This window comes from Coleofasciculus sp. LEGE 07092, assembly GCF_015207375.1.
Classification (GTDB): Bacteria; Cyanobacteriota; Cyanobacteriia; order Cyanobacteriales; family Coleofasciculaceae; genus LEGE-07092.
The window spans coordinates 17854-41652 of sequence record NZ_JADEWY010000050.1; the positions used below are offsets into that span (position 1 = coordinate 17854).

The 23799-nt window shown below is 46.9% G+C and carries 22 protein-coding genes; 11 read left to right on the forward strand and 11 right to left on the reverse strand.

The features are described from left to right. Positions 1–52: 52 nt before the first annotated feature. The 3 genes from IQ257_RS14080 to IQ257_RS14090 form a co-directional block, all read right to left on the reverse strand. The gene (locus IQ257_RS14080; protein WP_193873818.1) at positions 53–1576 is read right to left on the reverse strand and encodes an AAA family ATPase; all 1524 of its coding nucleotides are present in this window, start codon (positions 1574–1576) and stop codon (positions 53–55) included. A 136-nt stretch (positions 1577–1712) separates the two neighbouring features. Then, the gene (locus IQ257_RS14085) at positions 1713–2327 is read right to left on the reverse strand and encodes a 50S ribosomal protein L25/general stress protein Ctc (protein ID WP_193873817.1); all 615 of its coding nucleotides are present in this window, start codon (positions 2325–2327) and stop codon (positions 1713–1715) included. A gap of 80 nt (positions 2328–2407) precedes the next feature. Further along, positions 2408–3748, reverse strand: coding sequence for an adenylosuccinate synthase (locus IQ257_RS14090; RefSeq protein ID WP_193873816.1), 1341 nt, complete (start codon positions 3746–3748; stop codon positions 2408–2410). A gap of 95 nt (positions 3749–3843) precedes the next feature. Between IQ257_RS14090 and IQ257_RS14095 the strand changes: the two genes are divergently transcribed. Next, positions 3844–4890, forward strand: coding sequence for an adenosine deaminase (locus IQ257_RS14095; RefSeq protein ID WP_193873815.1), 1047 nt, complete (start codon positions 3844–3846; stop codon positions 4888–4890). A gap of 148 nt (positions 4891–5038) precedes the next feature. On the opposite strand, the gene IQ257_RS14100 is transcribed toward IQ257_RS14095, so the two are convergent. Continuing rightward, positions 5039–5191, reverse strand: coding sequence for a hypothetical protein (locus IQ257_RS14100; protein WP_193873814.1), 153 nt, complete (start codon positions 5189–5191; stop codon positions 5039–5041). Between the two features lie 50 nt (positions 5192–5241). Here IQ257_RS14100 and acpP point away from each other — a divergent pair, with 50 nt between their 5' ends. The 7 genes from acpP (at position 5242) to IQ257_RS14135 (ending at position 15143) form a co-directional block, all read left to right on the forward strand. Continuing rightward, a complete protein-coding gene (acpP, locus tag IQ257_RS14105; RefSeq protein WP_193873813.1) occupies positions 5242–5490 on the forward strand; it encodes an acyl carrier protein in 249 nt (82 codons plus the stop codon). Positions 5491–5555: 65 nt separating this feature from the next. Continuing rightward, entirely contained in the window at positions 5556–6812 is a 1257-nt protein-coding gene (fabF, locus tag IQ257_RS14110; RefSeq protein WP_193873812.1) for a beta-ketoacyl-ACP synthase II, read from the forward strand. Continuing rightward, positions 6809–6970, forward strand: a complete 162-nt coding sequence (locus tag IQ257_RS14115; protein WP_193873811.1) for a hypothetical protein — start codon at positions 6809–6811, stop codon at positions 6968–6970. Before fabF ends, IQ257_RS14115 begins: the two co-directional genes overlap by 4 nt. Continuing rightward, complete coding sequence (locus IQ257_RS14120) at positions 6963–12107, forward strand: hypothetical protein (protein ID WP_193873810.1); 5145 nt, start codon at positions 6963–6965, stop codon at positions 12105–12107. The genes IQ257_RS14115 and IQ257_RS14120 overlap by 8 nt, the downstream gene beginning before the upstream one ends. 28 nt (positions 12108–12135) lie before the next feature. Further along, positions 12136–13014 carry a hypothetical protein gene (locus tag IQ257_RS14125; RefSeq protein WP_193873809.1) on the forward strand — a complete coding sequence of 293 codons (879 nt, stop codon included), beginning with the start codon at positions 12136–12138 and terminating at the stop codon, positions 13012–13014. Positions 13015–13081: 67 nt separating this feature from the next. Continuing rightward, positions 13082–13924 carry a formylglycine-generating enzyme family protein gene (locus IQ257_RS14130; protein WP_193873808.1) on the forward strand — a complete coding sequence of 281 codons (843 nt, stop codon included), beginning with the start codon at positions 13082–13084 and terminating at the stop codon, positions 13922–13924. Between the two features lie 97 nt (positions 13925–14021). Next, a complete protein-coding gene (locus tag IQ257_RS14135) occupies positions 14022–15143 on the forward strand; it encodes a YbjN domain-containing protein (protein ID WP_322744331.1) in 1122 nt (373 codons plus the stop codon). Here IQ257_RS14135 and rph read toward each other — a convergent pair. Next, positions 15140–15865 (reverse strand): ribonuclease PH, encoded by a 726-nt coding sequence (gene rph, locus IQ257_RS14140; protein WP_193873806.1) that lies wholly within the window; start codon positions 15863–15865, stop codon positions 15140–15142. The genes IQ257_RS14135 and rph overlap by 4 nt on opposite strands. Before the next feature lie 39 nt (positions 15866–15904). After that, positions 15905–16492 (reverse strand): adenylate kinase family protein, encoded by a 588-nt coding sequence (locus IQ257_RS14145; protein ID WP_193873805.1) that lies wholly within the window; start codon positions 16490–16492, stop codon positions 15905–15907. 270 nt (positions 16493–16762) lie between these two features. Here IQ257_RS14145 and IQ257_RS14150 point away from each other — a divergent pair, with 270 nt between their 5' ends. The 3 genes from IQ257_RS14150 (at position 16763) to thyX (ending at position 18752) form a co-directional block, all read left to right on the forward strand. Then, positions 16763–17299, forward strand: a complete 537-nt coding sequence (locus tag IQ257_RS14150) for a P-loop NTPase family protein (protein WP_193873804.1) — start codon at positions 16763–16765, stop codon at positions 17297–17299. 81 nt (positions 17300–17380) lie between these two features. Next, complete coding sequence (dcd, locus tag IQ257_RS14155) at positions 17381–17962, forward strand: dCTP deaminase (RefSeq protein WP_193873803.1); 582 nt, start codon at positions 17381–17383, stop codon at positions 17960–17962. A 67-nt stretch (positions 17963–18029) separates the two neighbouring features. Next, the gene (gene thyX, locus IQ257_RS14160) at positions 18030–18752 is read left to right on the forward strand and encodes an FAD-dependent thymidylate synthase (protein WP_193873802.1); all 723 of its coding nucleotides are present in this window, start codon (positions 18030–18032) and stop codon (positions 18750–18752) included. 65 nt (positions 18753–18817) lie between these two features. Here thyX and IQ257_RS14165 read toward each other — a convergent pair whose 3' ends face one another. The 5 genes from IQ257_RS14165 to IQ257_RS14185 all read right to left on the reverse strand — a co-directional run. Next, positions 18818–20089, reverse strand: coding sequence for a sensor histidine kinase (locus IQ257_RS14165; protein WP_193873801.1), 1272 nt, complete (start codon positions 20087–20089; stop codon positions 18818–18820). A gap of 16 nt (positions 20090–20105) precedes the next feature. Further along, positions 20106–20783: a response regulator transcription factor gene (locus tag IQ257_RS14170; protein WP_193873800.1), complete on the reverse strand. Its 678-nt coding sequence runs from the start codon at positions 20781–20783 to the stop codon at positions 20106–20108. 63 nt (positions 20784–20846) lie between these two features. Then, complete coding sequence (locus tag IQ257_RS14175) at positions 20847–21134, reverse strand: hypothetical protein (RefSeq protein WP_193873799.1); 288 nt, start codon at positions 21132–21134, stop codon at positions 20847–20849. A gap of 257 nt (positions 21135–21391) precedes the next feature. Continuing rightward, positions 21392–22888, reverse strand: coding sequence for a dihydrolipoyl dehydrogenase family protein (locus IQ257_RS14180; protein WP_193873798.1), 1497 nt, complete (start codon positions 22886–22888; stop codon positions 21392–21394). A gap of 149 nt (positions 22889–23037) precedes the next feature. Further along, positions 23038–23799, reverse strand: a 762-nt coding sequence (locus IQ257_RS14185; RefSeq protein ID WP_193933070.1) for a pyridoxal phosphate-dependent aminotransferase, incomplete at its 5' end; no start/stop codon positions are given.

Consider the following 23799-nt stretch of genomic DNA (forward strand, 5'->3'; position numbering starts at 1 on the left):
GGCAACTCACTTAATCCTGTTACCCAACTTGACCATAACAATAGCACTGGAATTAACTCTTAAGTCCTAATTGGGATGCCCAATCTTGAGTGGTATCCAATGAAGTTACCAGCGATTGCTCTGCCTCTGTAAAGGCTTCAGCCGTTGCTCGTTGTTTTTCCAACAAATTGGCTGTGGCATCAGACACATCACCCGTGCGAGATGAGAGGCGATCGCACAACACCTCTACCGGGGCAATGCAGTGTAAAATTTGTAGAGGTAACTGGTGAGCTTGAGCCTGAGCGATCGCCTCTTTTCTTAACGCCTGTCGGTCATACTTCGCATCCAAGATTACCGCGAAACCCTGACTAGCCAGCATAATGCCCAGTTCTAACAAGCGATCATACGTCCTCTGATTCATTTCTGGCGTATATATCTCATCCCCTCCCTGTTGATCTAGGGAAATGCCAGCTAGATGTTTGCGCACGGCATCCGAACGCAGGTGAATCGCTCCCAAATGCCGCGCCAACCGCCGCGCTACCGTACTTTTCCCAGAACCCGACAAACCCGACATTATCATTAACCGTCCCTGATTGGTTTTGGTATATTCCCAAGCCAGCCGATAATAATCAGCCGCCGTAGCTGCGGCTTCCTGTTTGGCATCCTCCGGCACCTCCGGATCATCTAGCAAAAAAGAAGTCACCTTGGCTCGCACATAAGCCTGTCGGCTCAAATAAAGAGGCAGAACTTGCAACCCTTCCCAATCACCCGTTTGCTCCACGTAGGTATTCAAAAAGGCATTGCCTAAATTTTTACACCCCCGCGCATCCAAATCCATCACCGCAAACGCAACATCATACATGACATCAACAAAGCGGAATGGCTCGTTAAATTCAATCCGGTCAAATAGCTGAATTTTATCGTGCCACAAGCAAATATTTCTCAGGTGTAAATCCCCGTGGCATTCACGAATCGCTCCCTTTTCCCGGCGTGCTGACAACAATTCCTGACGCTGTTTAAAAAAGCGATCGCTAAATTCCTGGGTTTCCTCGTACTGTTGTTGAGTTTGAACACTGCCGATGTATTTGTTAGTTTGCTTATAATTTTCGTCAAGAGCCTCACGTACTTTATCCACTGTCCCAAAGCTACGAATGTAATCATTGCTCGGTGCTTGGGCATGAAACTGAGCAACCACTCGCCCGAGTTCTTCCATGTGAGCTTCTGTCAGTTGGCTTTGCTCAAACAGATTAACCAACAGGGTATCTTGGGGAAATTGGCTCATTTTGAGGGCGTATTCTACGGGTTCACCCTCCCCTGCCAAAACAAGCTTGCTATCGGTTTGAGTGATGGGTAAAACCTCCAGATAAATCTCTGGCGCATAGGGTTGATTGAGCCGGAGTTCTTCCTGACAGAAATGCTGCCGACGCTCCAAAGTAGAAAAATCCAAAAATCCAAAATTAACGGGTTTCTTAACTTTGTAGGCGTAATCCCCCGTCAGGAACACGTAAGAAACGTGAGTTTGCATCAACTCAATGGGTGTCTTGACTGGGTGGGGATAGAATCCCGGTTGTTTCATCTGTTCAAGTAGGGAAGACATGGTGCTTTGTGTTGTGTCTGTTTGTCTGTATTGCTTATTATCTTCGCAGTTTTCCCCTCCTTCTTCTGTGACATACAAAAAGCCAGGGACAACTAGATTCCCTGACTTGAGAAGAAGAATACACTGACACCAAGTTTTAGATTACTGCTGGTGCTTCTGATGCTGTTGAATCCTCAGAGCTATCGGATGCCAGAGCGGATGTACCTAGAATGTTGACGACTGTTCGCTGGGGATCATCACTGATGGTAACGCCTTCTGGCAAAACTATCTCATTAATATGCAAGCTTTCGCCTAATTCCAAGTTAGAGACATCTACCTCAATCGATTCTGGAATATTATTTGGAGAACATTCTACTTGAACTTCATTCATGACGTGTTCTAAGACACCACCTTTCTTGACTCCTGCTGCTGTTCCCAACAGATGAACAGGCACGCCTATCTTGACGCTATCCTGAGACGCCATAGAGAAAAAGCTGAGGTGATAGAGAAACTTCTTCCAGGGATGGGTTTGTACTTCTCGCAGCAGTGCTTTTCCACTCCAAGGCAGGTCGGGAATAGTGACCTGAATGGGGGTGTGGTTAATAACATCAGCATTTTTGAGCAAAGTTTCTGCTGCTTTGGCGCTTACTGTCAGAGCCACAGATTCCGCTCCATCGTGACCATAAAGGGTTGCCGGGATTAAACCTTCTCGACGTAGGGCTTTAGGCTTACTGCCTTCGGGTCGCTTTTGACATTCAACTGTAACTTCCATTTCCGTAGCTTTTATGGGTTTTCAAGGGGTGGTTAGTGGTCATTGAGTCATTAGTCTTTTGCTAAAACTAATGAAAAAGTTCAGACTCCTGAGGCTACTGGGGTGCCGTTGGCATCTAGTAGCGCTCGCTTGGGACCGTGGATCGGGTCTTCGACAATAATGGTCTGGTCGCGGCTAGCTCCTAACGAAACTAATGCAATGGGTACTGCCATCAGTTCTGCCAAGAATTTGAGATAATCCAGCGCCTGTTTGGGTAAATCGTCTAATGACCGACAGTCAGCAGTGGATTGCTGCCAACCGGGTAGGGTTTGATAGATCGGTTGGCATCGGGAAAATCGACGAGTGCTGCTGGGAAAGTCTTGACAGCGCTGAGTGTCTATTTCGTAGGCGACGCAAACCTTTATCTCTTCTAGGGTATCGAGCACATCCAGTTTTGTGATTGCCAGACAGTCAATCCCATTGATGCGTACAGCATAGCGACCGATAACAGCGTCGAACCAACCACAACGACGACGGCGACCGGTGGTGGTGCCGAATTCGGCACCGCGATCGCATAATAACTGTCCAAGTTCTTCATGGAGTTCGGTGGGAAAGGGACCTTCACCCACACGGGTGGTATAGGCTTTTGCCACGCCAATTACGCGATCAATGGTCGTCGGTCCAACACCTGCGCCCACGCAAGCACCTCCAGCAACGGGATTCGAGGAGGTAACGTAGGGATACGTCCCGTGATCTAAATCCAGTAACGTCCCTTGAGCGCCTTCAAATAGAATATTGCGTCGTTGTTGAATCACGTCGTAAATTTTCAGGGAACAATCTACGACATGGGGACGCAACCGTTCAGCATACTCCAGGTACTGCTCAATCACCGTATCTGGCTCTAGCGCCGGCAAATTGTAGAGCTTTTCGAGAATGGCATTTTTATAGTTAATCGTCCAGTTGAGCTGTTTTTTTAGGATTTCTGGATCGATAAGATCAACGACTCGAATACCAATCCGCTCCGATTTATCCGCATAAGTCGGACCAATGCCACGACCCGTGGTGCCGATTTTATGGGTTCCGCGCCGCTCTTCCGATGCCTGGTCAATTAACCGATGGTAAGGCATCGTTACGTGGGCAGTTTCGGAAATCAGCAGCTTTTTGGTAGAAATGCCTAAGCTCTCCAGTTGGTCGAGTTCGGCAATTAAAACTTGAGGGTCGATGACTGTGCCAGAACCAATAATGCACTCCGTATCTGGATATAAAATCCCAGAGGGAATCAAGTGCAGTTTAAAGGTTTGACCCTGTACGACAACGGTATGTCCAGCATTGACCCCCCCCTGGTAACGGACGACGACATCTGCGGACTTGCTTAGTAAGTCGGTGACTTTACCTTTCCCTTCGTCGCCCCACTGGGCACCGATTACAACAACGTTAGCCAAGGGTTTGTTAAAAACGCTAAAGTTTACACAAATCACCATTATGAGCAGGGGTTGTGACCCCTGTCAACATAACCTTTAAGAGGTAATCAAAATATATGGCACTCTATGCTGAGTTACATCGTCACTTAGGCGGTTCGGTTGTCCCTCGGATTCTTTGGCGGTACTTCCAACGCCAAACGACTGACCTAGCGCACCGCTTTCCAGAATATCCCGAATTTGAGGAGTTTTACACGCGATCGCGCAGCACACTTGATGAGTATCTGGAACTGCACACCTTAGTAGAAAGCGTGCAAACGGCTCAAACGCTACCTTATTTTATCTATCGCCTGATTCGGGGAGCTTACATCTTTGAAAATTTAGCCTATTTGGAGCTGCGGTACACCCCTTATTTGCGAACGTCTGAACAGTTGAGTCAGTCTGAGCGGATCGAGCAGATGGCAGAGATTATTGAGATTGTAGGTCAAGCTAGTCGGGTTAAGGACTATCCGATTGTCATCAGCCAAATTCTCTGTATGCACTCGCGCCTACCCTATGAGGTAAATAAAGCGATTGTAGAGTTAGCTGCCCAAGGGAAAGAGTATGTGTGTGGGGTGGATCTGGCAGGGGGAGATGCCCACTATGCCGAGCGTTTGGATGAATTTGTGAGATTGTACAAGTATGCGCGATCGCTGGGTCTGAAAACAACGGGTCATCTCTACGAAACTACCGAAGGCTGTTATCCAGAATTGCTTCCTTATTTAATGAGGATTGGTCACGGTATCCACATTCCTATAAAATATCCAGAATTGTTAAAAGAAGTAGCTGATCAACAGCAATGCCTGGAAGTTTGTCCTACAACTTACTTAAAAACGGGTACTCTAAATGACCTGCGTCAACTCAAGGTGGTTTTTGACCGTTGTTTTGATGCAGGTGTAGATATTGCCATTTGCACGGATAACGCCGGGTTGCACAACGTGCGCCTGCCGTTTGAGTATGAAAACCTGCTGACTCAGGATGTGATTGATTTTGAGCAGTTACAAGCCTGCCAGGATGCCGCGTTCCGCCATGCCTTTGCGTGGCCCCATACTCAGCGTCCGGCTTCGCTGTTGACAGGTTTGCTGCAAGATAAAACATCAGAGGCTGTGGTGGTTAACAGTCGTTAGGGGTAGAGTTAAGCGATTCCCTACCCTTCGTGACTAGAGTCCCATTCCATGAGACATCTCCATCAATTAAACTTCAGTCCAAATTTTATAAGGGTTTTAGATTAATTATTGGAGATGTCTAGTGTAATTGAACGATTGCCCTGAGAGTTTAAGCGCGATCGCTTGACAATGAGGAGGCAATACCTGCTAATCTTTCTCGAATGGATAGCTGGGACGGTATAATCGGGTGCCAGTTCCCGAAGCGACCATCTCTGGTTAGAGCGATCGCTCTTTCGGATAAGATGAGAAGATGCGCAAGCACAAAGTAACACCACTTGATAAATTACTAGCGACTGGGTTGAGGAATAGTTGATGAACCAAGAGATTTTTGAGAGAGTCAAAAAAATAGTAGGAGAGCAGTTAGAAGTTGATCCCGGTGATGTGAAGCCGGAGGCAAACTTTGCTAACGATCTCAACGCTGACTCTCTGGATACGGTTGAACTCGTGATGGCGTTAGAAGAAGAGTTCGATATTGAAATTCCTGATGAGGCAGCCGAGCAGATTGCCACAGTTCAATCTGCTGTGGACTACATTAGCTCTAAAGTCGAAGCTGCTGCTTAATATAGCTGTTGATCGTTACAGAAAGTTCTGCGTTCTGGGGGTAGTTACCCTGGTGTACAAGTATCATGACAAACTTTGAACAAAAACGGGTTGTTGTTACAGGTCTCGGCGCGATTACACCGATTGGCAACAATCTCGCTGAGTACTGGGAAGGGTTGTTGACCGGACGTAATGGAATTGGTCCGATTACTTTATTTGACCCTTCTCGACACACCTGTCGAATTGCTGGTGAGGTTAAGGGTTTCAATCCTCACGACTATATGGATCGTAAAGAAGCAAAGCGTATGGATCGCTTTGCTCAATTTGCGGTGGCTGCCAGCAAGGACGCTCTCGCTGACGCCCAGTTTGTCATTAACGAACTGAACGCAGAACAGGTGGGTGTTGTCATAGGCACCGGAGTGGGAGGTCTTAAAGTCTTAGAAGACCAGCAAGAGATCTATCTGACTCGCGGACCCGATCGATGCAGCCCCTTTATGATTCCGATGATGATTGCCAACATGGCAGCGGGTTTGACCGCCATTCACACCGGTGCCAAAGGACCCAATACCTGCACGGTAAGTGCCTGTGCCTCTGGAGCGCACGCTGTCGGAGATGCCTTTCGGCTGATTCAACGGGGGTATGCCCAAGCCATGATTTGCGGCGGTACGGAAGCGGCGGTTACTCCCTTATCAGTTGCTGGATTTGCGGCAGCACGGGCGCTTTCTTGCCGGAACGACGACCCAGAACACGCCTGCCGTCCGTTCGACCGCGATCGGGATGGGTTTGTGATGGGTGAAGGAGCCGGAATCCTGATTTTGGAAGAACTCGAATATGCCCTAAGTCGCAACGCTCGGATTTATGCAGAAATTGTCGGCTATGGCATGACCTGTGATGCCTATCACATGACTTCGCCAAGTCCAGATGGGGAAGGTGCCATTAGAGCAATACAGTTAGCGCTGAAAGATGCGAGTTTGAGTCCGGAGCAGGTGAGCTACGTCAATGCCCACGGCACCAGCACGCCAGTGAATGACCCGACGGAAACGACGGCGATTAAAAAAGCGCTAGGTGATCATGCTTATCAGGTGGCAGTTAGCTCGACCAAATCTATGACGGGACATCTTTTGGGTGGCTCTGGCGGTATTGAGTCGGTTGCCGCAGTCATGACAGTCGCCAATGACCAAATTCCCCCAACCATTAATTTAGAAAATCCTGATCCGAAATGTGACCTCGATTACGTGCCAAACAAGAGTCGTCAACAGACAGTTGAAGTGGCGCTGTCCAATTCCTTTGGGTTTGGTGGTCATAATGTAACCCTAGCATTTAAGAAATATAAACCGGATTGAGTGAGAGTTCTCAATCTGGGTACAGAGACTCAGACTATCCGTTTAAGCCAACCCTAACTTACTCTAAGTTAGGGTTGGTTATTTTATTAGACTTCTGGCAGGAGTTGGGAGTTGTGAATAGAAGCGGCTATGACAGAGAGGAAGCTGGCGATGTCTGATCAAGTGTATCTGTCGAAAAAAGCTCCTGCTCAATCCAATGAGACACCAGCGCCAAATCCATTGCAGTCACGTCCGTTCCCAGTTCAGAAGCTGTCTTTACCCCAGCAGAAAACACCCGAGACGAGAGAGCAACTCGAACGCTCATCCCGTTTGAGTCACAATTTTCTAAAAATCCCTGTCAATCCTCCAGGTACGCCACCACCACCACCACCGATTCAACCAAAATTTACCTACGGTGGCTTAACGAATCCGTATCAACAGCAGGCAGCACCAGTAACTAATCCTCTATTGAACCAACTAAAGGTTCAGCAATTCAGCCAAGGTCAAACAGTTCAACAAAAGGCTCTCACGGAGCGACAAGATAGCGAGTTCAAGCAACAAGAGGAAGAACTTGAGTCTTTAGAGGAGCAGCAAAATTCAGGCAAAACCCCTGAATTTACCTCGAATCGGGAATCGCCATCCTGGTCAAAAGAAGCACAAGCCCAACCCGAAACTCTTGAGGCAAAGAAATTAGAGTTAGAGAGTGAATCGGCTAAAGTTACCTCGAACAAAGAGCAGCAGAAGGTAGTAGTAGAAGGGGCAGGAACTATACCCCTTGAGGCTAAGACACTGAGCGATCGCTCTTTGGAAACCCAGCTAGGGAAAAGTGAATCACAGGTTAATTCAAATGTCAATGGCAAGCTAGAAAAAACTACCTCCCAAATCCCAACAGGCTCTACACAAACAAACAATTCCAATGCTGTTGAGGAGAATAAGTCCACTGAAACAGACACGGGAACAGAACAACAACTAGAAATAGAAACCCCAGTAGAAAACACAGGTAGCACTAAAACTCCCCCACCCTCGCCAGCCATCACTACTTCTACAGGCTCTGAAGCTAACTTAGGTGGAGGTGCGGGAGGTCAAGGAAATACCCCCATTCCCCAAGAGGCTGTTCCAATTAGTGCTGAAGACCCTGGTCAGATTCTTGAACAGCTAAAAAATACACCCGCCACCCAATCTATTGCCACCTACGCCCAGGCACAAACGGCTTCTGCAAAAGCGTTAGAGAAACAACGGCAAAACGTCCAAGAAACAATTCCAGAAATTCCCGCACCCACAGGATTACCCGCTCAAAAATCGGCTGAATCTGGCAAAGCAGCGCAAACAGCGGCTGAGAATGCGGCGGTTGTCAAGGCAGCTCCTGTTGGTGATGCTGGGGTAAAGAAAGCGGGTCAAGACAGTTTAAAGTATGACTCAAAAGTACCAGAAGCTCCCCTGCCTCCACCTGCAACGGCGACACAGTTAGCAGGAGGGAATGTTGCTGGAGAAGGGGAATCAGACCCCGCTCTCAGTCAGAGCGCTCAAAATGCCTTAGCAAATGTCAGCTTAGATACCAATCAAGTTAGCACCAGTGCTGGAGAACGCCCCAACGTGGATTTGACAGGTGAAGCTGACCCCTCGCAGATGGCTGCGGCTCAGACTCAATCCAGTCAGCAGGTGCAGCAGGTAAAAGCTAAAGCAGCTCAAGATATTAACCAAGACTTTGGTGAGAAAAAAATCTTCCCGGAAGCAAGTAACGAAACCCTCAAAGCCAATAAAGAACTTTCAGCAGTGGCGGCTCCTACTGGAAAGATTGGAGAAGCACCTGCTCTTCCAGGGGAATTAGTTGGTGGCTTAAATCAATCCCTGAGTCCATTTTTGAGAGAAAAGATTGGCGCTGAACAAGAGAAATATCAAGCGGGGAAAGAGAAAGGGGAAGAGAAAAGTAAAGGTGAGAAAGAAGCAAGCAAGCACTTAGAAGAAGCTGAACAGAAAGCTGAAGCTGAAAAACAGAAAGCTGACTCTGAAGCCGGGAAGAAAAAACAAGAGGCGGAGAAAGAATCCGGTGGGTTCTGGGGTTGGGTAAAATCGAAAGCCAAAGCCCTGATTGATGGACTCAAACAAGCGGTTAACTTTATCTATGACAATTTACGCAAAGCAGTTAAAGCTATCTTTGAGGCAGCCAAAAAACTGGCAGTTGCGGCAATTGATTTGGCTCGTCAAGCGATTGTCGGGTTAATCAAAGGCTTTGGCGAGATTCTTAAAGGCTTAGTAAAGGTTGTTTTTGCGGCTTTCCCAAACATCGCCAAGAAGATTACTGCTAAGATTGACCAGGCGATTAACAAAGCGGTTAAAGCTGTCAATGCGGCGGCGGATTTGTTGAAGAAAGGTGTTTCCGCTGTTCTGGGTTTCCTGGCAAATACCTTGGATACACTACTAGCTGCTCTCCAAGCCATTTACAACGCCGTCATTGACGCTGTTGGTGCAGTCATTAACGCCTTGTTAGAAGTGATGCAAAAAATCGGTCATCTAGTATCTGCTGCCAAACAGATGCCCGATCACTTCTGGGGACAAATGTCTGAGGAAGTCATGGGTATGGATGTCACTCAACCTTTACCCTTTGAACGGACTCAGGACGATTGTGCTACCTGTAATGCCCCAGCAATAGCGGAGAACGCTGCCCCAGCTACAGTTTCAGGGGGCGGTGCATCGGCAGAGATGTTGAACAAAACTGAGTTCACAGATAATGATATCGCTGTAGAGCAGGTTGCGCCCTTTGATGTAGATCCTGAGTTCCTGGCTTCCACGAATCTGTCAGACGGTGGTGAGGTTGAGTTTGGTGAATCGAATGACCCAGCTAACTCCATGGAGGCAATTAAAGCAGAGTTGGTTGGACAAGCACCAGCAGGAATAACATTGGCTGAAGGGATTGCTGGTAATGAAGCGGCTGTCGGTGGATGCTGCGACGATGAGCAAACAGCTCAAGCCAAACTTGAGCAAATGATGACACAGAAGGTTGAAGGTGCAGAAGGAACGCACAAGTCAGGTGAATCTGCCAAACAGGGTGACATTCCTGCTTCTATGAAAACAATCGGACCGCTCAGTCCCGGACAGCGATCGCAATATCTATTTCACCAGCTCAAGCAGGGGATTCAGCAGTGGTTTGCGGCGAATTGGGGTAAGTTACTGGCAGGTGCGATCGCGGGAATTACAGGTTTCGTTGCTGCCAACATTATCACAGGTGGTGCAGTGATGGCAGCCGTCCCCCCCCTGCTCCAGATTTTGGGGGCTGTCATGGTTGGCGTATCTTTAGCTCAAATTGCAGGGCATATTGGCAATTATGTGAGCCAAGGTTGGGCAGGTGAAATCGCTGGTGCCGCCAAGAGTTTAGCTCGTGCGGTAGCGGTTGGTGCGATCGAGTTAGTTTTTGCCTTACTCTTTAGTGCAGGTGCTGTCATCAAAGCGCTCAAGGGTGGCATTAAAGGAGCTACCAAAGCCGCAGCAACCTCGGTTAAGACAACGGTCAAAGCGACGGCTAAGAGTATCAAAGAGTTGGGTGAAATTGGAGTTAAAGGAGCCAAGACGACCTTCAAAAATGGCAAAATTATGCTACAAGGAGTTAAAGGTGGGTTTGCTAAGGGAGCGAAATCTATTGATGATCTAGCAGAGCGACTAAGTAACAAGTTACGTTTCAACAAGTTTAAGATTAGACGGCAGGGGCTGCGAATTCAGCTTTTGGGTCATATTAATCCTTGGATTTTGCTAGCTGATGGCAGTCTCAAGGAAGTCAGTTTTAAAGGGCAAGGGCGTAAGCGAGTTGGTGACGTAATCGAGCATGAAGGACAAGAGGCGATCGTTGTTGGCATAAAAAATCAAAGCAGTATATCTGTTCAAGATCTACAACAATCACTTCCTCGTCTGCGGGAAACTGCTAAAGCTCAGGGATGGTCGGATGAATTTTTGGACTTGTACAATGTATTTAGTCCAAAACGTCTGAAAACTATTGCCAAGAAAATAGATGATCTACCTAAAACGGCTGAGGATTGGATTCAATGGGCTGCTAATAATCCTGGTAAAGTCAAGGGGCTTGATATTCAGGGACTAGTCAGAGAATATGGCAGCGCTTATCCAGAAGCCGTCAACAGATTCCTGACCCAATGGTTCTCCGGACAATACACTCGCTATCTCAGTAATTCTCAACAAATCCGCGACCTAAATTCTCTGGGTATTCCCAAGGAAGTGCTGGAGAATATTGCTCAAGATTCAGAATTGCGGAAACTAGCCCTGATGATGAGACCGAGTAATCCAGCTCATGCTAAGGGGTTACGGCAAAGAACTCTACCGAAACCAGGAACGGCAACCATAGAAGTGCCATCGGGGACATCTATGCAAATCAAAGATCTAGCTAAGAATGCTGGTCCCAGCCCCAATCCCGATACGGGTTTTTACGAAGTAACAATCAAGGTGGATGGCAACTATCAGTCTTTCGCGTTTGCAGAAGATAGTGCTGGAACCCTAAAACTTTTGCCCAGCGAACAGGCTACAGGACTCAAGCCAGCAGACTACAACGTTTTGAAAAACAGCGAGCAGCTAATACCGCTTCCAGAAGGTAAAGTAACGACATCAATATCCTCAATGTATACCCCACCCGTCAGTACCTCTCGTGGGAAGAATGGTATGGTTGGAGCGCGTTTGTATCGAGACGGAAAGCAAGTACAGTACCTGGCAGTTAGTCCCGATGGCGGGAAAACCTATTATTTGGAGGATATCAAAAATATACTCGATGAACAAGGTAACTTCCTACCTGGATGGGAAGGTAAGGTTGTCGGGTCAGATATCGATCTTCTGGCTGTACTCTCACGGGATGGAAAACTGAATAGCATTGCAGATATCAAGAGGATTGCCCAAGAAAAACCTGAACTCTTTAATGCATTGCTAGAAGCATTTAGCACTGAACGTAAGGGCATTGGAGCTTTGGAATTAGAAGGCTCTGCCTTTAAATTTCCCAGTGCTGCTACTGACATTCAGCATGGCGCACAAATTCCCTTCTTGGCGGATAAATTATTAGAGAAGGTTTCTCGCTCTACGGGTATCCCACTGGAAGAGCTGAAGACTCGAAGTACAGAGCAGCTTAAGTCCCTAGTTCAGAGGTATAGAAACAGCATAGGCGAACAGAATTTCAAGCTAGAGATTGAAAAGATCATTGGTGTGGATGATGGTAGGACAGTTCTGACAATTAAGGGTCGAAGTTATACTATCCCCATCCGCGACGTACCAATGCTTTATAAGATTTTGGGTTATGAATTTCCTGTTGCCGCCTACTTACCTATCTAAATTTAACCATTAGGCTAGGTAAACAATCATGCCAAAACCAGATTTTGAGTTTCCGCCAAACCACACTTACAACCCAGACAGGCTGATAGCGGATTTTCTGGAAAGTAAGAGTTGTTATGAAGCCTTGTATTATGAGTGGCTTCATAACGCGAAACTACAGAGTCCAGAGGCAACAGTACTTTTTGAGCAGATGCAGATCGCACAGCAAAGTGTCTTCTATCCTTGGGTACTGGTTTCGCGATGTCCTTACTGCAACAAACCCATTCGGCAGCTTGCTACCATCATTAGCTTACGGGAGAGAGTTTGGTATCAAAACTATGGGGATGGTCGTACCGGAAACGACGACATCAGAGGCTGTTCCCACTTGTTCTGTCTAGATGGAGCCTTAAACCTGCACGGACACCAACCAATTGAGACACGTCAGCCTGCTCCCGGAGCTTTCAATAAAAGAATCACAATTGCAGCCGAAGTTCCTTTTGTCAAGCCCCGTGTCTTAAATCTCCCCACAATGGTGGCGGTAATTCACAGTCTGCCTGTGGCTGAACAATATACCGTCTATTGGACAGCTTACTTTACTCAGCAGATGCCGCCAAAAAGCGAATTCTGCGTTCCCTTTGCTCGCATAGGATATACAGAGATAGAAGATACTGATTATGATGAGGACTATACAATTGAAGGCACTCGTTGTGATGCTCAAGAGTATGACTTGACTCAGTGGATCGAGCAAGAGAAACTTTTCTGGATCGATCCGGATGATGAAACCAACCCGATTGTAAGCAATTCAGCAGCTAACTTTCCCTACTCCAATATATCTGGACGCAAGCATCCCTATTACATTGAAGATGGGCAAGTATACGATCTGCCAGACCCTAAACAAGGCTCACCGTCTATCAGAAAATATCGTTAAACAATTGCCCTGAAATCTTAAGATTTGATAGCTAACCAGCTCTCATACTTTTACAAGTATTACGACTATGAACGAAGAAATTTTTGAATTCAATGTCGTCACTGTTGATTCCCACGGGCAAATCATTCAGCGAACTCGACAACAAAATAAATGCATCAAAGAAGATTTGGGTGAGGGAGTTAGTCTAGAAATGGCATCTATTCCCGGAGGGACATTTTTAATGGGTTCGCCAGAGGATGAGGAAGGGACAGAACCTCAAGAACAGCCACGACATCAAGTAAAAATCGTGCCATTCTACTTAGGTAAGTATCCCATAAATCAAGCTCAGTGGCAATTAGTCGCCTCCTATCCCAAAGTCAAATACGACCTACCACCAAACCCCTCAGAATTCAAAGGATTAAATAGACCTGTAGACTCAATATCTTATCTTGATGCTCTAGAGTTTTGTTATCGTTTATCCCAGAAAACAGGCAAACCGTATCGCCTACCCACAGAGGCAGAATGGGAATATGCTTGCCGTGCTGGAGCAACCACACCCTTTCACTTTGGTCAAACTATTACCACAAACCTTGCTAACTATGATGGCAGTTTCACCTATGGCGCAGCTCCCCAAGGCAACAAATGCGAACACACAACAGAAGTTGCATATTTTCAGGTCGCCAATACCTTTGGACTGTACGATATGCATGGAAATGTCGGCGAATGGTGTCAGAGTAAGTATCTTCCCTACCCAGGAGGAGCAGAGTTTATTAACAACCAGAATGATTATTGGTTAGATTTCAAAAATTGTCGCGTGTTGCGTGGTGGAACGTGGATGGGTTCTGCAACAGGTTGCCGTTCAGCCGCTCGCGGTTGTGCGGAAATGGAGTATCGCTTTAGCTGGGTGGGGATGAGGGTAGCTTGTTCTTAGTCATCATTATTGAAAACCCCATATGGACGCAAAAAGTGAACATTGTCACCTAAATAGCGAACTAACACTACACGACGATTCAAAAGAGTCTCTAACCGTGCGTGCAGTAAATCTAGCACTCACCAAACAAGTTGACAAAATCAGCGAGTGCCGTCTCAGCTTCCAAGTCAACCCAGAACTCTACAAACGCATTGACACTGAAACCTTATTCAACCTCAAACCAGAAATCCGTAGTCCCCTCTCTAGTGAAGCCTTTCAAACCTCACCTGACATCCAAATCGAAGTTAGTTTAGATCCGACATTACTACCGCAACTAGCAAAACACGCCACAGACGCAAACCAAGTAGCAACCTACCTCCAGCACCTCAGTCGGGAACAGCCCAAGCATCCCATACTATCCATCTATAGTTGGTACACCCTGCAAGTAAAACAAGAACAGGAGACAGGTGAGACGGGCTACCGCACCCTCTGGGCTTATCTTAAGCCCTCCTTTATCACCCAGGATGGCATTGACAACGAAAAGCTGAATGAAGCAATGAATAACTTTGCCAAAGAGTGGGTTGATACGAATGGTTCAGAAGCATCCCAAAGTGTCATTTCTGAGGCTATTGAGGAAATGACTAAGACTTTTGAAGAGTTGACAAATAGTATCTCAGAAATGACTGAAGAGGTCGTTTCTGAAACGATTGAGGAAATGAGCCAAGCTTTTGCCGAATTAACTGATAGCATCTCTGATATTGCCGAAGAAGTGACTTCAGCCGAAAGCCTTTTTGAGACAATCATCAACTTCTTCAAAGAACAGGATTGGCAATTTCAGCCAATTCAAGGGCAACAAACCTTACGCCTCGCTTTCCAAGGTAAAAATGGAAAATGGGACTGCTACGCTAGAGTCAGAGAACACCAGCAACAATTTGTCTTTTACTCAATTTGCCCTGTCAAAGTGACTAAAGCTAAACGTCGGACTTTAGGAGAGTTCATTGCTAGAGCTAATTATGGCATGATTATCGGTAACTTTGAACTCAGCTTTGATGACGGAGAAATTCGCTACAAAACCAGTATTGATATTCAGGATAGCCTTCTGAGTTTAGAAGCATTTAAACAGCTAGTTTATACCAATGTATTGACAGTGGATAAATACCTACCTGGAATTATATCTGTCGTTTCTGGAGAGATGTCACCCGCAGAAGCGATCGCCCAAATCGAATCAGCATTACGTTAAACGCAGTCTGTAAGGGTACGACGCTGAACCTCTAGTAGCTCCCGAATTCCTTTTTCGGCTACGTCCACAATCCGATTGAGCTGCGTGCGGCTAAAACTTTCCTCCTCGGCTGTTCCTTGAATTTCAATGATGTGCAACTGCTCGTTCATCACGATATTGCAATCAACGGTAGCGGCTACATCCTCTGTATAGTTCAAATCCAAAAAGGGTTCGCCATCTAAAAGTCCTACAGAGACAGCCGCAATTTGGTGGCGTAGGGGCGATCGCTCTAACTGTCCTGTTTTCACCAGTTTATCCAGGGCGTCGGCAAGAGCTACATATCCCCCTGTAATCGAAGCGGTTCGAGTTCCTGCATCCGCCTGTAGCACGTCGGCATCAACCGTTACTGTGTATTCTCCTAAGGCTTTAAAGTCTAGAGACGCCCTCAAACTGCGTCCGATCAGTCGCTGAATTTCTTGAGTGCGACCTGATAATTTGAGTAATTCCCGGCTTTGGCGTTGAAGTGTGGCGGCTGGTAACATCCGGTACTCCGCCGTCAGCCAACCGCTGCCTGTGCCTTCTAAAAACCTAGGCACTCCCTCTTGAATTGTGACATTACAAAGCACTTGGGTATCACCGCACTTGGTTAAGACGGAACCTGGGGCAAATTTCGTGAATTCTCGGACAAAACTGATGGGACGTAGCTCGTCGGATTGCCGATGATCAAGACGCTGCCAAGACATAGGCTTAGTTGTGGGTTATGGGTTACTTTACTGTTGTCATTAGCTGCCGAGGGCTGCCAAAATATCCTGCTGGACTTGCTCTCGCGGTTGATTGCCGTTGATAGTTAACAGCTTCTGACGATATCCGTAGTATTCCAAAATGGGAACAGTCCGTTCGTAGAATAGATGAATACGACGCTCTACGATTTCTGGGTGATCATCTAGGCGCGAACTCCCTCCCTTGGAACTTCCATCTGGAGGAGTTGAACGCTTAACTGAACGACTCATCATCACTGATTCAGGGACTTCTAAGTAAATTGCCCAGTCGAGTTGCTGATTGAAATCCTCCAGTAAAAAATCTAATTCTTCTGCCTGAAAAGCCGTGCGGGGGTAGCCTTCTAACAGCCATCTCTTAGCGGTATCAGGTTGCACAAGACGTTGGCGCATGAATTCAATCAAGATTTCATCAGGCACTAACTCTCCCTTTTCAACATAAGGCTGCGCTTTACGACCCAAATCGGTTTGAGCGGCGATCGCCTTTCGCAATATGTTACCAGTGGAAATCTCAGAGATACCTAGTTGGTGGCACACCCATCGAGCCTGTGTGCTTTTCCCTGAACCCGGACCCCCCAGAATCACCAGTCTCACAATTAAGAACTCCTACGTTTGTAGCCTTTACAATTGTCTATAAATTTTGCACGAATCTTACCTCTAGACTGTCTCTACACTCACGAATGTCATTCTCCCACTAATTCTCAGGGATTAAAACTTATCTTCTAGCTCTTGACGGACGCATAGATGTAGTGCTTGACTAGGTAGTCTACCCTCTAAAGTACGCTATATCTTGTTCGCGGCATCTACGATTTGTAACAACTGTATCATTAGCTACTGAGGTTTGTTGCCCCCCAAGTATTGACTATGGTTTCCCAGTTAGAAGCTCCTGCTCTTAAGTCAGCTTTTCACCTCTCCTATAGTGTTGAAGGACTCGTACAAGTATTCACCAGCTCCCACCGCAGCTTTTTTACCAACGTGATGGCTCAAGCCCTGAGAATTTCAGGTCAAGGTACTCCAGCTTTGGTGGTTCAGTTCCTCAAAGGAGGCATCGGACAGGGGCATGAGCATCCAGTGCGTTTGGGGCAGTACCTAGATTGGATTCGCTGCGATTTGCCCCGTTACATTGACACACCGGAGTTAGATGAGGCAGAGCATCAAGCCTTAAAGCAGTTGTGGCAGTACACCCAAGATGTGGTGTCTGAAGGGAAGTACTCGTTAGTTGTTCTGGATGAATTGAGTTTGGCGATTAACTTTGGCTTAATCCCACTCACTGAAGTTTTAGCATTTCTGGAAAAACGCCCCAGCTATGTTGATATCATTCTGACAGGACCGCAGATGCCCGAAGCGGTTCTCAATATCGCTGACCAAATTACAGAGATTCGTCGGAGTCATCAGCTTTAAAAGGATGAACTTTGTCTTATTCTGCTTCTGGTTTCTATTCAAGTTATCCTAGTATGCTGGTTAAGATTATTTCGTCAAGTTGTGATTAAAAACGATACCTGGATTGATCAGATGGCTCACAAGGGAATGATTACACCCTTTGAGCCTAAGCAAATTCGCCGTGTTGATGATTTACCTGTAATCTCATTTGGTTTAAGCAGCTTTGGTTATGACATCAGGCTCTCACCAGTAGAGTTCCGCATTTTTAGACATATTCCAGGCACTGTAGTCGATCCCAAGAACTTTAATCCTGAAAACTTGGAGCAGACAAAACTCTATACTGATGCCAATGGTAGCTATTTTATTCTCCCTGCACACTCCTATGGTCTGGGAGTCGCCCTTGAAAGGCTAGAAATACCGGAAAATGTGACAGTAATTTGCATCGGCAAGAGTACTTATGCTCGCTGTGGAATCATCGCAAATGTAACTCCGGCTGAGGCAGCTTGGCGAGGTTATTTGACTTTAGAATTATCTAACTCTTCCAGTGCTGACTGTCGCATTTACGCGAATGAAGGAATAGTACAGTTGATGTTTCTGGAAGGAGAATCCTGTTCGGTTAGCTATGAAACTCGTAGCGGTAAGTATCAGGATCAGCCAGAATCTGTAATTATTGCTCGTGTTTGAGTGCTAAAAACAAAAGCTTAAAACACTATCTACAAACTCAAGAAAACAATTGTACAGGTTGAATAAGGTGGAAAGATTTTGCGTTGAGGTCATTGCTGCCACATCTAATCCTCAACAAGTGGTTTGGGCGGCAATGCACCAAGATTATTCAGAGCAGTATGTTTGGGATAGTCGCGATCGCTGGCCCAATGAACAACAGGCTGGTGAACTGATTGTCAAGCATCTCTTATCAGGCGATCGCGGTCATTATGGTCCTCTAGAACATCCGCAGATTACCTTTAATGTCGGCTATTTTCCCCATTCGATGATGCAGCAAGTTCGCACTCATCGTGTTGGGGTTAGTTTTGATGTTCAATCCTTCCGCTATACAGGCTCCAGAATCATTAGTGTTGCCGAAGGTAAGCAAGATGTCGAAGACATTTTTTACTTGCGTCCCCTGGGAAACTACACTAACCGCCAAGGCAAGCGTTACCTCTACTCTGAAGAACAACGTAACGAAGATCTGACGTGGTGTTTAGAGGCGTGCAAACAGTATAAAAAGCGAATTGACGAAGGGCTTTCAGAAGAACACGCCAGAGGATTGATTCCCTTCGATGCCAGACAGCATTTTGTCCTCAGTTGCAATATGCGATCGCTCATGCATCTTTTAGACTTGAGATGGAAAAAAGATGCTCAACTAGAAGCACAAAAGTTATGCGAACTTCTGTATGTTCATTTTGAACAATGGTCTCCTGCTGTCGCTCAGTGGTATAAGGAAAATCGTGCTAAAAAAGCCAAATTATCTCCCTAGTGCAAGTTGAGGGAACAACTGTCACAGAATTCTGTTCTCCTTTAACCTTTTCCCCACCTGATGGCTTAAACAGTTGGTAGACGAATCTGAAAGCAGCTACCGCACCCAACTTGACTGGTGACAGTGATTTTTCCCCCATGGCGTTGAGCGATCGCTTGAGCAATAGCTAATCCTAACCCAGTCCCCCCCTCTCGACGAGAGCGTGCCTTGTCTGCACGCCAGAAGCGATCGAAAACAAAGGGTAAATGTTCTCGCTCAATTCCAATGCCGGTATCCTTAATACTGACTAGGGCAAAGCGATTGTGTTTGGCGAGAGTCAGAATGACTTTGCCGCCAGGAGGTGTGTATTGGAGGGCATTTTCTAGCAAGTTGGAAAATAAACGAGTGAGTTGGGTTTCATCTCCCATCACCGATAGATTGGCAAACCACTGAGACTGGAGAGCAACATCTTTATCTTGGGCAAAGGGTTCCAACAATTCCACCAAATGCTGCAAAATTTTATTGAGGGGGATGGGTATGCGATCGCGTACAGGGGTTGACACCGTACCATCAGTTCGCGCTAAAAAAAGTAAATCTTCTGTGAGATGACTCATCTGAGCGGTGGCACTAGCAATGGCGGCTAGCTTTTTGGCATCTTTGGGATGAATTCGCTCTGGGTGATTCCGCATGACATCAACGGACGCTTTGATGGCAGTTAAAGGACTGCGTAGTTCGTGGGATGCATCAGCAGTAAACTGTTTAAGCTGCTGAAAACTTTGCTCAATCGGTTCGATAGCTTTCTGACTCAGCCAAAGCCCACCTAAACTAACCAGTCCCAAAGCCATCATTCCTCCCATGCCCAACCCCCAAAGCATTTGGCTTTGAACAGTTTCTATATCCTCAGTAGACTGACTCGCCCGAATATAACCTTCTAGGTTCGGCTGGTTTGGGTTTGAGCCATCCTTAAAAACGGAAATCGTGTAAATCCGAATTTGCTTCGGCTTTTGCCACCGCTCTAACGTCTGCGAACCAACGCTGAGTCTAAAGTTGAGATCGAGAGTTCCTCGACTTGCCAAAAGTTTACCCTTAGCGTCAAACCATTCCAAACTTTGTTGGTCTCGGTTGAAAATATCACGCCAGGGAACTGCATCAACCTGTTCGAGGTATCGACTTCCTTTAATTTCTACATCAGTAAAAGAGGGAGCCGCTGCTTGTGCTAACGTTAGCAACTTTTTATCCAGTTGGCGGTAGAGATTGCGGCTGACAAAGATATAGACTCCCGTGCCGAATATACTTAAAATTGCTGCCATTACCATGAGGTAAGACAGCAGCAGACGCCAGCGCAAATTTTGAAACATTGATTGATAACCGGAGTTAGATGTGCTCTTTCAGACGATAACCCAGACCGTAAACTGTCTCGATCAAATCGGAGGGAGCGCCTACTGATTCCAGTTTCTGCCGCAAGCTCCTGATGTGAGCTTTAACCGTAGCTTCTTCTGGTAATCGCTCGAAGGGCCACAGGTGTTCGAGGATTTGAGCTCGGCTAAACACACGACGACCGTGGCGTAGGAAAAATTCTAGCAGAGAGTATTCCTTGGGAGAGAGTGGCAAGAGGCGGTCTTCATAAAAAACTTCACAGGTACTCGGGTCAAGCCGCAGCTTTCCCCACTCCAGTATGGGGGGTAATGTGGAACCCCCTCGGCGGAGCAACGCTCGAATGCGTGCAGATAATTCTTGTAAGTCAAAGGGTTTGACCAGATAATCATCTGCACCTGCATCAAGTCCTACGACTTTATCGTTAATGGTGTCCCGTGCCGTCAGCATCAGCACGGGAGTACAACAGCCTTGAGAGCGCAGTCGCCGACACAACGTAACCCCATCTATCTTGGGCAGCATGATGTCGAGCAAAATCAAGTCATAAGTAAAAGCACTAGCTAAATCCCAACCCGCTTCTCCGTCATAAGCCACGTCGATTGCGTAATGCTGGTCGGTGAGGTCTTCGGCAAGGGCATCGGTGATACGCTCATCGTCCTCCACTAGTAAAATTCTCATGCCTTATACCTTTTGCTCAAGACGACCTGTTACCCCCAAGTAAACTGTTAGTTCTTTATGTTATTAAGGTGAGGGTGATTCCTCAGCTTCCATGGGTGACTCTTCAGCATCCATCGGTAATTCTTCAACTGCTCCATCAATAGGTGAAGCCTCTTCATCCCCAGCTTCTGGAACTGCGGGAGTTTCAGTTGTTTCTGTTGGAAGTGGTTCTTCTATGCCTCCCGTTTCGTCTGCAGGCGCAACATCCTCAGCAGGTGCCTCGATCTCGCCCCCTGTCTCACCACCCTGACAAGCTCCTAAAATGGATGCCAATCCCAACATCAATGAAAAAGCAACGATCTTCAGTCTCACTACGATACCTCCTACAAGTCTTTTTGAAATCTTGGAGCCTGGAAAGCGAGTGGTTTACCCCATTTCTGAGGGAATCCAGCTTCTAAATACTTTCCCTGTTTAAGTGAATTGGCGTTACACCCCAGTGAGTAGTCTGTTTTTTTGGACTCCTCTCAGAGATTAAGCTCAAAAAGTAAAAAACTCGGTAAAAAACGGAAATAACTCGGTAATATTAAGATTTCCGATAGGATGGGTGAGAAACTGTAACTTAATCCTTACTAAGACCAGTTGCGGCGCAGGTGAAAGAAGCTTTCCAAGACGTTCTTTAACAATCTGTTATGGTTTAACCGTTGCTGCCGCCACTCTTGGGCAGTTTTTTGCAGAATCTCTGAGAAGGTGGGAGAAACATGGGGCAAGTTTGCGATCGCACCCATCTTAATGTTCTGCTGCATTGCCAGAGCGATCGCTCCAATCAACTCGCTTGCTTGTGCCCCAACAATAGATGCGCCCAAAATTTCCCCACTGCGACGAACGACAAATTTACAGAACCCAGTCGTTTCTCCTAGTAGCTGCGCTTTTTCCAGGGTTTTGAAATACTGCCGCACGACCCAGACATCTTTGCCGTATTGCTCTCTGGCTTGAGCTTCTGTCAAACCTACCCGTGCTAGCTGGGGTTCAGTAAAGACTGTTCTGGGAATCCCCCGATAATTCACTTTAAACAGGGGATAAAACAGGGCATTTTTTAGGGCGATGCTGGCTTCGTACTCGGCAATATGGGGGTGATAGCCACCTCCGTGAATACCACAAGCATAGATGCGGGGGTTGGTGGTTTGCAGTTTCTCATTGAGTTCTACACCGTCTTGGGAGAACTTCACCCCCACTCCTTCCAGATTTAACGCTTCAATATTCGGCTGTTGACCAGTAGCCACTAAAATTTCATCGGCTTCAAGGGCACGATTTCCTGCCTGAACCCACTTTTTATTCTCAATCTGCCTGACTTGAGTCACCGGACTCTGAGTGAGTACTCGAATTCCTTCTGCTTCTAATTGAGCTTGTATCAACCGAGAAGCCTCTGAGTCTTCTTCTGGCAAAATATTCGATTCGCTAATGACTAGCGTGACTTGACAATTTAGCCGTGTTAGGGTCTGAGCCAGTTCGATGCCTAGAGAATTGCCACCCATAACCACCCAGCTACCTTGTAAATGTTGGGTTTTTCCACTCTCCTTCTCCCTTGCTTCTACCGTCTCTTGATGCCAGAAAGTTGCAGGGGTGAGGTAGCTAATGCTAGATAACCCTTCAATATCAGGAATCTCTGGACGAGAACCTGTTGCAATCAGATAAGCCCGTCCCCGGAGACGTCGGTTGTTGACAACAAAACCTAAGTGAGGGAGTCGGCAAAATTCACCATCTCCGGCAATTACATCAATACCCAAAGAGGCTAACACAGGGGCAGCCGTCAGTTCCGAACAGGTGGAGACGACGGCACTAGCCCACTGCATTGCCTGCGTCAATTGTACGGAGGGAACTGCTGCCTGTTGAGTAGAGTCCGCGATGGAAGAATAGATGCCAAATTGAGGAGCATCTCTTACCTGTTGGACAATACGCCCCACCTGAGTCAGTGTTTGGTGGTATATTGCCCCATGACCAAACCCGTTGGTTTGGATAGACTGGGGGTTTACCAGAGCAACACGAGCATTTAACTGAGTAGCAGCAATGGCGGCATGGATACCGACCGGATTGCCACCAATAACAATTAAGTCGTATTCAACAGTCATGAGTTATTAGTCATTGGTCATTCGTCATTGATATTTTTTATACAAAGAACAATTGAAAAAAAACAAACATCCGTTACAGTTGCAGTCGTCTTTAGACGACTTTAGCTATAAGACGGTGGTTTTAACCACTGACTAGCGGATTGTTGCCACTAATGACTGAGAACAGCATTTAGAGCGTCTAATAAACGTTGGTTATCAGCTAGTGTGCGCACAGCTACCCGGAAGTATTTGTCGCCTAATTCGGGAAAGCTCAGGCAGTCGCGGATTAAAATCCGGCTGCCTTGGAGCAGGTTTTCCTGGAGGCGCGAACAAGATTGCTCGGAGTACACCAGGAGAAAATTAGCGGCACTGGGGTAGGGTTGCAATCCGGGTAATGATGTCAGACCTTGGAAGAGTTGCGATCGCGCTTTAGGTAGCCAATCCCAGGTTTGTTGTTGAAAGTCTCGATCTTGCACGACTGCAATCCCGGCGGCGGCAGCTAGAACGTTGACGGGCCAAGGGTCGCGCCACTGCTGCCAGCGTTGGAGTCGGTCGGGGTGAGCGACGCAGTAACCCAGCCGCAGTCCGGGGAGACTGTAAAACTTGGTGAGCGATCGCAAAATCACCAAATTTGGATAGTCTTGCACCCAGGGTATCAGGCTTTGCTGTTGGTCAGGTGGCAGAAAATCCATAAAGGCTTCATCCACAACCACTAGGGCAAATTGCTCCAACAGAGGCAGAATGCTTTCTCGCTCAAACAATTGACCCGTCGGATTGTGCGGGTTATTCAATAGCAAGCCTCTATTGGATGAGGAGTTGGGAAGATGCAACAGGATAGAGATTAAGTTGCAGGGGAACTGACAGAGAACATCAGTTGTCCTATTACGGATTGGAGTTAACAATTGCTCCCCCGCTCCCCCGCTCCCCCGCTC